This is a genomic window from Bradyrhizobium sp. Unk1, assembly GCF_059512345.1.
On record NZ_JCAMOP010000002.1, the window covers coordinates 11,187 to 24,729 of the forward strand.

Here is a 13,543-nt window from a genome sequence, read left to right on the forward strand (position 1 = left end):
ATGAATGCACACAACAGCCTCTCCCGCCGCACGCTTATGACCGGCGGTCTCGCCACCGGTTTCGTGCTCGCCTTTCGCCTGCCGCTGCGGGCCGCGGTCAATGAGCCGGAGCAGCCGAAGGATACGACCGACGGCAAGTTCGCGCCCAACGCCTTCATCCGTATCGACGAGACCGGCCAGACCACACTGATCATGCCGCAGGTGGAGATGGGCCAGGGCATCTACACCGCGATCTCGATGGTTCTGGCCGAAGAGCTCGACGCCGATTGGGCAAAGGTTGCGGTGTTGCATGCGCCGCCGAACGACAAGTTCTACGCCAATCCCGCCTTCGGCCTGCAGGCGACGGGTGGTTCGACCTCGATCCGCGCCTGGTGGAAGCCGCTACGCGAAGCGGGTGCCGGCGCGCGGGCGATGCTGGTGCAGGCCGCCGCAACACAATGGCAGGTCGACCCTGCAAGCTGCACGGCCGCAAAGGGCGAGGTCGTGCATACGGCAAGCGGCCGCAAGCTCGGCTATGGCGCACTGGCGCTGGCCGCGCAGGGTCAGACGCCGCCGAAGGACGTCGTGCTCAAGGACCCCAAGGACTTCGTCATCATCGGCCAGCCGCTGAAGCGGCTCGACACGCCTGACAAGATCAACGGCAAGGTCGTCTACGGCATCGATGCGATCCTGCCCAACATGAAGATCGCGACGGTGGCCGTCTGCCCGGTGTTCGGCGGCAAGGTCGGCAAGGTCGACGACAGCGCGGCGACGAAAATCCCGGGCGTGCGCAAGGTCGTGGTGCTCGAGGACACCGTTGCGGTGATCGGCGACCACATGTGGGCCGCGAAGAAGGGGCTGGACGCGCTCAAGATCGAGTGGAACGAGGGACCGAACGCAAAGCTCAGCACAAAGGACATCTGGCAGGATCTGCGCGCAGCCAGCGAGAAGGATGGCGCGGTCGCGAAATCGGTCGGCGACATTGCCAAGGGTCTTGCGAGTGGCGACAAGTTCGAGGCGAGCTTCGAACTGCCGTTCCTCGCGCATGCCTCGATGGAGCCGATCAACGCCACCGTCCACGTCAGGCCGGATGCCTGCGAGATCTGGACCGGCACGCAGATCATGACGCGCGTGCAGTCGGAGGCGGCGAAAGCAGCGGGCCTTCCCGTCGACAAGGTGATCGTCAACAACCACCTGCTCGGCGGCGGCTTCGGCCGCAAGCTCGAGCCGGACATGGTGATCACGGCGGTGAAGATCGCCAAGCAGGTCGACTATCCCGTCAAGGTGATCTGGACCCGCGAGGAGGACATCCAGCACGACGTCTACCGCCCGGTCTATCGCGACCAGGTCAATGCGACCCTGGTCGACGGCAAGGTGGCGGCCTGGAAGTACAAGATTGCCGGCTCGGCGGTGATTGCGCGCTGGTTGCCGCCGGCGTTCCAGAAGGGCGTCGACATCGACGCGGTCGATGCCGCCGTTGAAACGCCCTACGATTTTCCCAACTTCCACGTCGAATATGTCCGTGCCGAGCCACCGGCGGTGCCGACCGGCTTCTGGCGCGGCGTCGGCCCGAACAACAACGTGTTCGCATTCGAATGCGCGCTGGACGAACTTGCGCGCAAGGCCGGCAAGGATCCGGTCGAGTTCCGAAGGTCGATGCTGACCAAGACTCCGCGCGCGCTCGCGGTGCTCAACCTCGCCGCGGAGAAATCCGGCTGGGGCCAACCGCTGCCGGCCCGCGTTGGCCGCGGCGTCTGCCTGCAGCCGTCGTTTGCGAGCTTCCTTGCAACTGTCGTGGAAGCGGAGATCGACGACATCGGCGAGGTCACGCTGCGCCGCATCACCTCGGTGGTCGACACCGGCATTGCGGTCAACCCCGATACGATCAAGGCGCAGATCGAGGGCGGACTGATCTTCGGCCTCACCGCTGCGCTCTATGGCGAGATCACCATCGACAAGGGCCGCGTGCAGCAGTCGAACTTCCACGACTACCGCATGATGCGCATCAACGAGACGCCGAAGATCGAGGTCATCGTGGTCAAGAGCGGCGAGGCGCCGGGCGGCATCGGCGAAGCCGGCGTCAATGGCGGACCACCGGCGCTGCGCAACGCGATTTACGCCGCAACCGGCGTGGCGCTGCGGTGCCTGCCGATCGACCGGAAACTTCTGGCTGCGGGGAAGAAGGCATGAGCGGCAAGGTGCGTATCCTCACAAGCCTGGTCGTGATCGCCATCGTGGTGGCGGCGCTCGGCGTCTGGATCATCCGCGGGCCCGGCCCGCTCGACTTCGCCGGCGGCACCAAAGTGGCGCTGGCGGATTATCGCGCAGGCAAGCCAACCGGCGTACCGGCCAAGCTGGAGAAAGCAAGCCTGGTCGAACGCGGCGAGTATCTCGCGAAGGCGGCCGACTGCATGGTCTGCCACACCAGTCCCGGCGGGAAGGAATATTCCGGCGGGCTCGGCTTCAAGCTGCCGTTCGGCACGCTCTATTCGACCAACATCACGCCGGACAAGGACACCGGCATCGGCAATTACAGCGACCAGGATTTCCTCAACGCGGTCCAGCGCGGCACGCGTCATGACGGCGCGCGGCTCTATCCGGCCATGCCCTACACGTCCTACACCTACATGACGGACGATGACGTGCTGGCGGTGAAGGCCTATCTGTTCAGCCTGCCGGCTGTGCGCGCGAAAGCGCCCGACAACACGCTGTCATTCCCGTTCAACCAGCGCTGGGCGATGATCTTCTGGTCGGCCGTGTTCAATCCGGACACGCGCTTTACGCCGGATACCTCGAAGAGCCTGGAGTGGAACAGAGGCGCGTATCTCGCCGAAGCGCTGGCGCATTGCGGCGAGTGCCACACGCCGCGCAATCTCGGCTTTGCGCTCGACAACCGCAAGAAGTTCGGCGGCGCGATCACGGCCGGCTGGCGCGCCTTCAACATCTCCTCCGACAAGGCCACCGGCCTCGGCAATTGGCGCGACGAGGACCTGATCTCGTATCTCTCGCTCGGCCACGCACCGGGCCACGGCTCGGCCTCGGGTCCGATGGGCGAAGCGGTCGACCACAGCTTCAGCCAGTTCGCTCCTGAAGACATCCGCGCGGTCGTCACCTATCTGCGCAGCGTGCCGCCGGTGGCCTCGCCCGACCTGCCTGCGACCACGGCGCCGGTCGCGCCCGCTTCGCACAAGGACGGCGTGACGGCGAACGCCCGCGGCAAGCAGGTGTTCGCGAGCGCCTGCGCCAGCTGCCACGGCTGGAGCGGCGAGAGCCCGGTCTCGCCGATGGCGACGCTGACCGGCACCTGGGCCGTCAACGACCCCGCCGCCACCAACGTCGCGCAGATCGTGCTCTCGGGCACCAAGCGGCATACGCCGGACGGCGCGCTCTCGATGCCGGCGTTCGGCGATGCGTATAGCGACGACGAGATTGCGGCGGTGGCGAACTACGTCACGGCACGGTTCGGCACCAAGGGCTCGAAGCTGACGGCAAAGGACGTCGCGGAGCTGCGGGAGCAGACGGCGGAGTAGGTCTTCTCTTACTCTCCCCTGGAGGGGTCCGGGACGAGCGTAGCTCGTCCGTGGGTCGGCTCGTATTGAGCGCAGCGAAATGTGGGCCGGGGTGGGGTGACAGTCTCTCCACCTCGAACACTGCCCGTGGGGAGAGATCACCCCACCCCGCTCGCGCTTTGCGCGATCGACCCTCCCCCTCCAGGGGAGGGTCGCATCGCGCATCCCCTTACAAGGCTGTCACGTAATCGCGATCGGACATCCATTGCTGCCCGTGGCGCCCTTGATCGGGGCCGGCGCGAAGCAATAGACGAACTGGTACTTCTTGTCGGCGATCAGATCGTCGAAGATCAGATTCTCGTGGTTGTGGATGCCATGCTTGGTCTGCAGCTCGGAGTGGACCACGAAAGCGAGCGACTTATCGGGATTGGGCACGACCTCGACCGCCCAGGTGTCTGCGCCGGTCAGCGCAAGATCCTTTTCGACCACCCACTTCGCAGCATCGAGGCCGATGCCCGGCTCGCCGCTGTTGAAGCGATCGTTGTTCTTCATCCACAGCGAGCCCCAGCCGGTGTGGAACATGATCGCATCGCCCGGCTTGATGTCGCTCTCGGGAATGTTCTGCTTCGCCAGCGCGGCCTTGATGTCGGCCGCCGAGATTTCCTGGCCGGCGTCCATCATCCCGCCCTTCAGCGCGACCATGTCGACGAGATGCGCTCGGGTGAACAGCGGCTTCAGCTTCTCGACGCCGAGCTTCTTCAGACCATAGGCGTCGCTGATCTCCTGGGCGGTGAAACCGTTGTAGAACCGCATCTCGTTCTTGTCGCCGTCCCTGCCCAGCTGGATTCCGATATGGCCAAGGCCATCGAACTGTGTGCCGGTCTGGCCGATCTCGGTGGTCAGGAATTCGTCGTGATAGACCATCTTGTTGTCACCGAACGGGCCGCCGGTCGGGCTGCCGGGAATGCGCAGCGTGAACGCGCGCGGTCCGAACAGCGGCATGGCGCCTTCGTAGACGCGGCCAATCTTGTAGATCTTGCCGTCCTTGATCCATTTCGCGGCGTCGAGGACTTTTTCGGGCGTGATATGATTTGATGCACCGCACTCGTCGTCCTTGCCCCATTTCGATGGCCACCAGGGCTTGTCGGTGCCCTTGGGCATGGAGGTTGCAGTCTGCGCCTGGGCCTCGCTGATCGGTGCAAGCGAGAACTTGCCATGCATCGAGCCGGCGAGCGCGGCTCCAGCAACGCCGGCGATGCCCGCGGTGCGGAGCAAGGTCCGGCGATCCGTCGTGGAGCCGCCGCCGTCTTGATCTACGTCATTGATCTCGTTAGACATTGCACCCTCCCAGGTTGTGGTCAGAACAAAGTCTGACTCTGAAATTGTTTCCGCTAACCTCCTCCTCCGCTACGCTGTTGTCCAGCGACAAAAATAAGACGGTCGACGCGAGAGCTTCCCATGGGCCTGTTCGAAAGCGATAAATCCGCGCAGCGACTTCCGGTTTCGCTGATCACCGGCTTTCTCGGCAGCGGCAAGACCACGCTGCTCAATCGCCTGCTGCGCCACGACGACATGAAAGACAGCGCCGTCATCATCAACGAGTATGGCGAGGTCAGTCTCGATCATCTTCTGGTCGAGCGCGTCGATGGCGAAGTCGCCGTGCTGGCGAGCGGATGCATCTGCTGCACCATCCGCAGCGACCTGGAGCAGACGCTGCGGGACCTTCTGGTGAAGCGGGACCGTGGCGAGATTCCGCCGTTCCGCCGCATCCTGGTCGAGACCACCGGGCTCGCCGACCCAGCGCCGATCGTGCAGCTCCTGCTCAACAACCCACTCGTCTCGTACTTCTTGCGGCTCGACACGGTCGTGACCACGGTCGATGCGGTCAACGCGCCGCATCAGCTCGATCGGCAGTTTGAGGCGGTGAAACAGGTGGCGCTGGCCGACCGGCTGTTGATCACCAAGAGCGACCTGGTCGAGGACATCGCGGCGCTTGAGCTGCGCCTGCGGCGGCTCAATCCCGGCGCCAGAATCGAAAGCGTCAGTCACGGCGAGATCGATCCCGCGCAGCTATTCGGCGCCGGCCTGATCGATCCCGAGCTGAAAAGGATAGACGTTAAACGCTGGCTCAACGAGCGGGCTTTCGCGGAGCCGCATGTGCACGCCGATCATGCGTATCATGATCATCACGCGCACCATGATCATGGCCATCATGATCACGATGCGTCGATCGCGAGCTTCATGCTGGCGTTCGACGAGCCGCTCGACTGGATGGCCGTGACGCACTGGCTCGCGCATTTACGCAACGCGCGCGGCCAGGATCTGCTGCGGGTGAAGGGGATCCTCAATCTCCGTGACGAACCGGCGCCGATCGTGATCCATGGCGTGCATCACGTCTTCCATCCGCCGGTCGCGCTTGGTGGCTGGCCCGACAGCGATCGCCGCTCGCGCATCGTCTTCATCACGCGCGGGATCGCGCGTGCGGAAGTGTTGGACCTCTGGCAGGCGGTTCGCGCCGCGGCGTGAGGCTCGTTTGAAATGAGCGACGCTGCTCTTACCCTCCCCTGGAGGGGCAGGGTCGATCGCGCGAAGCGCGAGCGGGGTGGGGTGATCTCTCCACGCGGGCACTGTTCGTCGCGGAGGGACCGTCACCCCACCCCGCTACGCATTCCGCTTCGCTTCATGCGTAGCGACCCTCCCCCTCCAGGGGAGGGTGGCCAATACCGCGAGACGTCAGCTCAACCAGAATTTCGGCGTCGCCGGCTCCAGCCGCCCGCCGACGCGCACCGGCGCAATCTTTAGCGCAAGGCCCGTGGCATCGTCCGTCTCCACCGCAACGCCGCTCAGCGTCGCGACGCCGGCCGCCGGCTCGAACCGGCCTGAGGGAATCCCCGACGTGAAGCGCCGCAGCGGTTCTTCCTTCTGCATGCCGATGATGGAATCGTAATCGCCGGTCATGCCGGCGTCGGTCATGTAGGCCGTGCCGCCCGTGAGGATCTGATGGTCGGCGGTCGGCACATGGGTGTGGGTCCCGACGACGAGGCTGGCGCGGCCGTCGCAGAAGAAGCCGATGCCCTGCTTCTCGCTGGTCGCCTCGCAATGGAAGTCGACGACGATGGCGTCGGCGGCAACGCCGAGCGGACAGGCACCAAGCTCGCGCTCGAGCGCAGCAAAGGGATCGTCGAACGGGGTCATGAAGACGCGGCCGAGCGCATTGACGACGAGCGCATGCTTGCCGTTCTTGGTCTCCACCAGCGCGGCACCGCGGCCGGGCGTGCCGCGCGGGTAGTTCGCCGGCCGCACCAGGCGCTCGGCGCGCTCGATGAACACCAGGGCTTCACGCTGGTCCCAGGAGTGATTGCCGAGCGTCACCGCGTCGGCCCCGGCATCGAGAAACTCCTGATAGATCGCTTCCGTGATGCCGAAGCCGCCGGCGGAATTCTCGCCGTTGACGACGACGAAATCCAGCGACCAGTCCTTGACCATGCCGGGCAGATATTCGGCGATGGCGTTGCGGCCGCTACGGCCGACGACATCACCCACGAAGAGAATGCGCAACTTCAGAACTCCGGAAATCGAACACGTCCGATTCCGTTAGCACATAATCCAGCGCGACGTCGTGCGATAGTGCCGGAACCGCCTTGATCTCCTGCGCTGCAAAAGCAAGCCCGATGCCGACGATCTGCTTGGCCTTGCGCAGATGCGCGAAGGTGTGGTCGTAGTGCCCCGCGCCATAGCCGATGCGATGGCCGAGACGGTCGAAGGCCGCGAGCGGCGTCAGCATGACGTCGGGGATGACTTCGCTTGCTGCCGGCGACGGCTCGGGAATGCCGAGCGGGCCGAGCATCAGGCGGTCGTTCGGATGGAAGATGCGGAAGATCAGCGACTGGCCGCGGGCGGTGACGCAGGGCAGCGCGAGCCTTGCGCCCGCCTCGGCGAGGGCCTTCATCAGCGGCAGCGGATCGATCTCGCTGCGGATCGGGGAATAGCCGGAGACGATGCTGCCGGGCAGGAGCGGGAACGGCAGCCCGCGCTTGGCGAGCTTTGCGGCTGCGTCGGTGCGCTTCTTCTCGCTCAGCGCGTCGCGCGCCGCGAGGGCCTTGGCACGGAGTTCGGCTTTCGAGTTGGGCATGCGCTTTGGTCCCCCACGTCATCACCCGCCTTGTGCGCCCTTGCGCACCGGGGCGGGTGATCCAGTATTCCAGAGGCGGTGGTGATTCAAAGGGCGCGGCGTACTGGATGCCCCGGTCAAGCCGGGGCATGACACCTGTTGAACTGGCCGCAGTCGTTTCGACAAGCACAAACCAAGCAAACAAAAGTGCGAAGCCGCGAACGCCGTTGAAGCACTCGATCCCGGAGTTCCCTACGAAAGTAGGTGGGCACCATATGTCCGAGCCCACGGGCCCGGCCAGGGACAGTTCCCTAAAGGATCGATAAGGCCCCGGGGATATATGGCTCCTGACGCACGTCGCAGCCTCGCTTGCGCAATCTAACAACGATACTGACGAATCGCCAGCCCAACCGGCGGTCCGTCCAAAATCAGCCGATCGCGATGCCGTTGCCCACCGTTCGGTTCAGGACCTGGGTCGACTTCTCGATGCGCTCAGCGGCGGCGTTCAGCGCATTTACCACGGCGGTCTGGGTCATCCGGGCGCGCTCGACGGCGGCATTGCGGAAATCCCGCAATTCCGTCAGCTCCTGCTCCATGGTGCGGACGCGGTTGCCGACGTCGACCAGCTCGTCGCAGACGGTCAGCGCCGCCATCACGGTGAGCCTGGCATCACCGATCTCGCCGAATTTTCCGCGCAGCGACTGAATCCGCGTCTCCAGGCTTTCGGCGAGCTTGAGCAGCCGCACCTCCTGGCCCTCCTCGCAGGCCATGCGGTATTGCCGGCCGTTGATGGTGACGTTGATGTGGCTCATCCGTCCTCTCCGGTATCGAGCACCGAGCGTATCGTGACGATGGCGGAATCCAGCCGATCGGAGATTTCGCGATTGGTGCGCTCGAGCTTGCGCGCCTTCACCAGCGCGCCGTCGAGCTCATCGGCAAGCCGCGAGCGATCCGCGCCCAGTGCCTGGATTCGTGCCGCGAGTTCATTCTCGTCGCGATCGGCATCGCGCCGCCGCTCCACCGCGCTTTCGAGCGCGTCGAGCGCCGCCATGAGTCTGCGGGTCGCGATCTCGATCTCGACGGCCGAGGACTCCGTCATGGCAGAGCTGTTGGAAACCCGATCGTTCATGCAGTCAGCGGCGGAACCTGTGGCCGTTACCTTGGGACTTGCCGTCCGGTAAAAGACTCGGTTCGGCAAGTGGTTAGAAGCAGAAATTTACGTGGCAAGCTAGCGGAGCGCAACGTCGCCGCGAAACTATGCACTGCTAAGCAACTTTTACGGCCAAACCGACGTTTGATTGCCTTGGACTCCCGGAACCGAGGTGCTATCCCAGCCCAACCTTCCGTGGCCGCCAGGCTCCCCCCACGCGACCCGCACCACCGCCAAGCGCCTCATTTCAGACGGATTTCAGACATGACGCAAGTCGACCACAACCGCATGGCCAACGCGATCCGTGGCCTCTCGATGGACGCTGTCGAGAAGGCGAAATCGGGCCATCCCGGCCTGCCGATGGGCGCCGCCGACATGGCCACGGTGCTATTCACGCAATTCCTGAAATTCGACGCCGCAGTCACCGACTGGCCCGACCGCGACCGCTTCGTGCTCTCAGCCGGCCACGGTTCGATGCTGCTCTATTCGCTGCTGTATCTGACCGGCAATGCCGACATGACGCTGGATCAGCTCAAGCAGTTCCGCCAGCTCGGCGGCCTGACCCCGGGGCACCCCGAGAACTTCCACACCAAGGGCATCGAGACCACCACCGGTCCGCTCGGCCAGGGCATCTCGACCGCGGTCGGCATGGCGCTCGCCGAGAAGATGCTGGCCGCCGAGTTCGGCAAGAAGATCGTCGACCACCACACCTACGTGCTCGCCTCCGACGGCGACCTGATGGAAGGCGTGTCGCAGGAAGCGATCGCGATGGCCGGGCACTGGAAGCTCAACAAGCTGATCGTGCTCTACGACGACAACGGCATCTCGATCGACGGGCCGACCTCGATCTCCGATTCCGTCGACCAGGTGAAGCGCTTCAAGGCGTGCGGCTGGGCCGCCGAAAAGATCGACGGACATGACCAGGCCGCCATCACTGCCGCGATCACCCGCGCGCAAAAATCCAACAAGCCGACGCTGATCGCCTGCCGCACCACCATCGGCTTCGGCGCGCCGCACAAGGCCGGCACCGCTAAGGCGCATGGCGAGGCGCTCGGCGCCGACGAGCTCAAGGCCGCCAAGGAAAATCTCGGCATCTCGCTCGAGCCGTTCTCGGTGCCGGATGACGTGCTGAAGGCCTGGCGCGCAGCCGGCAGCCGCGGCGCCGCGGCACGGCAGGAATGGGAAGGACGGCTCGGTGAGCTCGGCAGCCGCAAGCGCGCCGAGTTCGAGCGCCGTCTGCGTCACGAGCGTCCGGCCTCGCTCGCGAAGGCGGTGCGCGCGTACAAGAAGGAGCTGCTGGAAAAGCCGATGACCGCGGCGACCCGCAAATCCTCGGAAGCGGTGATCGAAGTCATCGCCGGCGCGATGCCGATGGAATTCCTCGCCGGCTCGGCCGACCTCACCGGCTCCAACAACAACAAGGCGAAGTCGGCCACAGCTTTCTCGGCCAAGACGCCGAAGGGCCGCTTCATCCATTACGGCATCCGCGAGCACGGCATGGCGGCTGCGATGAACGGCATCTTCCTGCATGGCGGCTTCGCACCGAACGGTGCGACCTTCCTGGTGTTCACCGACTATGCGCGTCCCGCGATGCGCCTTGCGGCGTTGATGGGCGCCGGCGTCGTCTACGTGATGACGCACGATTCCATCGGTCTTGGCGAAGACGGCCCGACCCACCAGCCGGTCGAGCATCTCGCCGCACTTCGCGCCATTCCGAACATGCGCGTGTTCCGCCCCGCCGACTCCATCGAGGTCGCCGAGTGCTGGGAACTTGCGCTCAATCGTATCGACGGCCCGACCGTGCTGGCGCTGACGCGGCAGAACCTGCCGCAGCTCCGCACCAATGCGCCGAACGACAGTCCTTGCGCGGCCGGCGCCTACGAGCTGGTCGCAGCCCAGGGCGAAGCCAAGGCGACGCTGTTCGCTTCCGGCTCCGAGGTCGAGATCGCGGTCGCCGCCCAGAAGCAACTCGCCGAGCGCGGCATCGCGTCACGGGTGGTCTCGGTGCCCTCGCTCGAGCTTTTGTTAGCGCAACCAGAAGCCAAGCGTGCCGAGATCATCGGCAACGCGCCGGTGAAGGTCGCGATCGAGGCCGCAGTGCGCTGGGGCTGGGATGCCGTGATCGGCCAGGATGGCGATTTTATCGGCATGCATTCGTTCGGCGCGAGCGCGCCGGCGAAGGATCTTTACAAGCATTTCGGCATTACCGCCGAGGCTGCGGTTAACGCTGTGCTGAAGCGCGTTAGCTGAGAGTTGAGCTTGCCAAAAAAAAGGACTACCTAGTCTCTCATATGATCAAGCATCGCCCGGCCGAACCGGGCGTCCGCCCCTAAAAAACCCTCGCAGGCGCGTATGGCGCGTTGTGCGGGATGATTGGGCTTATCGAACCCGTCATTGAACGGTCATAAGGAGATGAAACATGGCAGTCCGCGTCGGAATTAACGGTTTTGGCCGCATCGGCCGCAACATCCTGCGGGCTATTGCCGAGTCCGGCCGCAAGGACATCGAGGTCGTCGGCATCAACGACCTCGGCCCGGTCGAGACCAACGCGCATCTCCTTCGCTTCGACAGCGTCCATGGCCGCTTCCCCGGCACCGTGACCGTCGATGGCGACTCCATCAACCTCGGCGGCGGCAAGATCAAGGTGACCGCCGAGCGCGATCCCTCGAAGCTGCCCTGGAAGGATCTCGGCGTCGACATCGCGATGGAATGCACCGGCATCTTCACCGCGAAGGACAAGGCCTCCGCGCATCTCACCGCAGGCGCCAAGCGCGTGCTGGTCTCCGCGCCCGCCGACGGCGCCGACGCCACCATCGTCTACGGCGTCAACCACGACACGCTGACCAAGGATCATCTGGTCGTCTCCAACGGCTCCTGCACCACCAATTGCCTTGCGCCGGTCGCCAAGGTGCTGAACGACCTGGTCGGCATCGAGACCGGCTTCATGACCACGATCCACGCCTACACCGGCGACCAGCCGACGCTGGACACGCTGCACAAGGATCTCTACCGCGGCCGTGCGGCGGCGATGTCGATGATCCCGACCTCGACCGGTGCCGCCAAGGCGATCGGCCTCGTGCTGCCCGAGCTGAAGGGCAAGCTCGACGGCGTCTCGATCCGCGTGCCGTCCCCGAACGTCTCGGTCATCGACCTCAAGATCGTCGCCAAGCGCGCCACCGACGCCAAGGAAATCAACGCGGCGATGAAGCGCGCCTCCGAGCAGCAGCTCAAGGGCATTCTCGGCTATACCAATCAGCCGAACGTCTCGATCGACTTCAACCACGATCCGCACTCCTCGACCTTCCACGAGGACCAGACCAAGGTGCAGAACGGCACGCTGGTGCGCGTGATGTCCTGGTACGACAACGAGTGGGGTTTCTCGAACCGCATGGCGGACACCGCCGTCGCGTTCGCGAAGGTGATCTAACTCCGCGCTCGTGTCCCGGACGCGATGCAGCGTGAAACGCTGCGTCGCAGATCCGGGACCCATGTCCCTCCAGCGTTAAGTCCCGGTTCTGCATAGCGACACTCCGCGCCGCTATGCGCCCGGGACAAGAGAGTGTCCGATGACCAACAAATTCCGCACCCTCGACGACGTCGACGTGAAGGGCAAGCGCGTGCTGCTGCGCGTCGATCTCAACGTGCCCATGGACAACGGGCGCGTCAGCGACGCGACCCGGCTCGAGCGCGTCGCGCCGACCATCACCGAAATCTCGGACAAAGGCGGCAAGGTCATCCTGCTCGCGCATTTCGGCCGGCCGAAGGGACGCGACCCCAAGGAATCGCTCAAGCCGGTTGCCGAAGCGCTGTCGAAGGTCGTGAACAGGCCCGTCGCCTTCGCCGACGACTGCGTCGGCGAGCCCGCGGCCACGGCCGTTTCCGGCTTGAAGGATGGCGACATCCTGTGCCTGGAAAATACCCGCTTCCACAAGGAAGAGGAAAAGAACGATCCCGCCTTCGTCGCGGAGTTGGCAAAACTCGGCGACATCTGGGTCAACGACGCCTTCTCGGCCGCGCACCGCGCCCATGCCACAACCGAGGGCCTCGGCCACAAGCTGCCGGCCTATGCCGGCCGCACCATGCAGGCCGAGCTCGTCGCGCTGGAGAAGGCGCTGGGCTCGCCGACCAAGCCCGTCATCGCGATCATCGGCGGTGCCAAGGTCTCGACCAAGATCGATCTGCTCGAAAACCTCGTGACCAAGGTCGACGCGCTCGTGATCGGCGGCGGCATGGCCAACACCTTCCTGCACGCCCAGGGCGTCGCGGTCGGCAAGTCGCTGGCCGAGAAGGATCTCGCCGCGACCGCGATCCGCATCATGGAGAAGGCGGAAGCCGCCAATTGCGCAATCATCCTGCCAGTGGACGCCACCGTCGCCTATCATTTCGCGGCGAACGCGCCCTCGCATGCCTACGGGCTCGATGCGATCCCGGCCGACGGCATGATCCTCGACGTCGGCCCGCAATCGATCGCGCGCGTCCACGCGGCGATCGACGACGCCGCCACGCTGGTCTGGAACGGACCGCTCGGCGCCTTCGAGATGCAGCCGTTCGACCGCGGCACCGTGTCGGCCGCCAAGCATGCCGCCGAGCGCACCAAGGCGAAGAAGCTGATCTCGATCGCGGGCGGTGGCGACACGGTCGCGGCCCTCAACCAGGCCCATGTGGCCGGTCAATTCACCTATGTCTCGACCGCCGGTGGCGCATTTCTTGAATGGATGGAAGGCAAGCCCCTTCCCGGCGTCGAAGTTCTGCGCACCGAGTAATCAGTCGGCCTTTTAAGTCGGCCTTGCAGGC

At 65.0% G+C, this 13,543-nt stretch carries 11 protein-coding genes and 1 other RNA gene; 6 read left to right on the forward strand and 6 right to left on the reverse strand.

Going from position 1 to position 13,543, the window contains the following annotated elements:
- Together AC5ZFO_RS02145 and AC5ZFO_RS02150 are read left to right on the forward strand one after the other, a co-directional pair.
- On the forward strand, positions 1-2,169 hold the full coding sequence (locus tag AC5ZFO_RS02145) for a xanthine dehydrogenase family protein molybdopterin-binding subunit (protein ID WP_282520059.1): 2,169 nt from the start codon (positions 1-3) through the stop codon (positions 2,167-2,169).
- A complete protein-coding gene (locus AC5ZFO_RS02150) occupies positions 2,166-3,509 on the forward strand; it encodes a c-type cytochrome (protein WP_282520058.1) in 1,344 nt (447 codons plus the stop codon). The genes AC5ZFO_RS02145 and AC5ZFO_RS02150 overlap by 4 nt, the downstream gene beginning before the upstream one ends.
- 219 nt (positions 3,510-3,728) lie before the next feature.
- Here AC5ZFO_RS02150 and AC5ZFO_RS02155 read toward each other — a convergent pair whose 3' ends face one another.
- Positions 3,729-4,826: a cyclase family protein gene (locus AC5ZFO_RS02155; protein ID WP_282520057.1), complete on the reverse strand. Its 1,098-nt coding sequence runs from the start codon at positions 4,824-4,826 to the stop codon at positions 3,729-3,731.
- Between the two features lie 120 nt (positions 4,827-4,946).
- Here AC5ZFO_RS02155 and AC5ZFO_RS02160 point away from each other — a divergent pair, with 120 nt between their 5' ends.
- Positions 4,947-6,014, forward strand: a complete 1,068-nt coding sequence (locus AC5ZFO_RS02160; protein ID WP_496121220.1) for a CobW family GTP-binding protein — start codon at positions 4,947-4,949, stop codon at positions 6,012-6,014.
- 207 nt (positions 6,015-6,221) lie between these two features.
- Here AC5ZFO_RS02160 and AC5ZFO_RS02165 read toward each other — a convergent pair whose 3' ends face one another.
- The 5 genes from AC5ZFO_RS02165 to AC5ZFO_RS02185 form a co-directional block, all read right to left on the reverse strand.
- A complete protein-coding gene (locus tag AC5ZFO_RS02165) occupies positions 6,222-7,046 on the reverse strand; it encodes a TIGR00282 family metallophosphoesterase (protein ID WP_212489593.1) in 825 nt (274 codons plus the stop codon).
- The gene (locus AC5ZFO_RS02170) at positions 7,024-7,620 is read right to left on the reverse strand and encodes a 5-formyltetrahydrofolate cyclo-ligase (RefSeq protein WP_282520055.1); all 597 of its coding nucleotides are present in this window, start codon (positions 7,618-7,620) and stop codon (positions 7,024-7,026) included. The genes AC5ZFO_RS02165 and AC5ZFO_RS02170 overlap by 23 nt, the downstream gene beginning before the upstream one ends.
- Positions 7,621-7,807: 187 nt before the next feature.
- Positions 7,808-7,968: non-coding RNA, 6S RNA (gene ssrS, locus AC5ZFO_RS02175), on the reverse strand.
- Positions 7,969-8,027: 59 nt separating this feature from the next.
- A complete protein-coding gene (locus AC5ZFO_RS02180) occupies positions 8,028-8,411 on the reverse strand; it encodes a cell division protein ZapA (protein WP_028150902.1) in 384 nt (127 codons plus the stop codon).
- A complete protein-coding gene (locus AC5ZFO_RS02185; protein WP_020608063.1) occupies positions 8,408-8,728 on the reverse strand; it encodes a DUF4164 domain-containing protein in 321 nt (106 codons plus the stop codon). Before AC5ZFO_RS02185 ends, AC5ZFO_RS02180 begins: the two co-directional genes overlap by 4 nt.
- Positions 8,729-9,013: 285 nt before the next feature.
- Here AC5ZFO_RS02185 and tkt point away from each other — a divergent pair, with 285 nt between their 5' ends.
- From tkt to AC5ZFO_RS02200, 3 genes are all read left to right on the forward strand, one after another.
- A complete protein-coding gene (tkt, locus tag AC5ZFO_RS02190) occupies positions 9,014-10,999 on the forward strand; it encodes a transketolase (protein ID WP_282520054.1) in 1,986 nt (661 codons plus the stop codon).
- A gap of 169 nt (positions 11,000-11,168) precedes the next feature.
- Entirely contained in the window at positions 11,169-12,176 is a 1,008-nt protein-coding gene (gap, locus tag AC5ZFO_RS02195) for a type I glyceraldehyde-3-phosphate dehydrogenase (protein WP_085401784.1), read from the forward strand.
- A 139-nt stretch (positions 12,177-12,315) separates the two neighbouring features.
- A complete protein-coding gene (locus AC5ZFO_RS02200; RefSeq protein ID WP_496121226.1) occupies positions 12,316-13,512 on the forward strand; it encodes a phosphoglycerate kinase in 1,197 nt (398 codons plus the stop codon).
- The last annotated feature ends 31 nt before the right edge of the window (positions 13,513-13,543 follow it).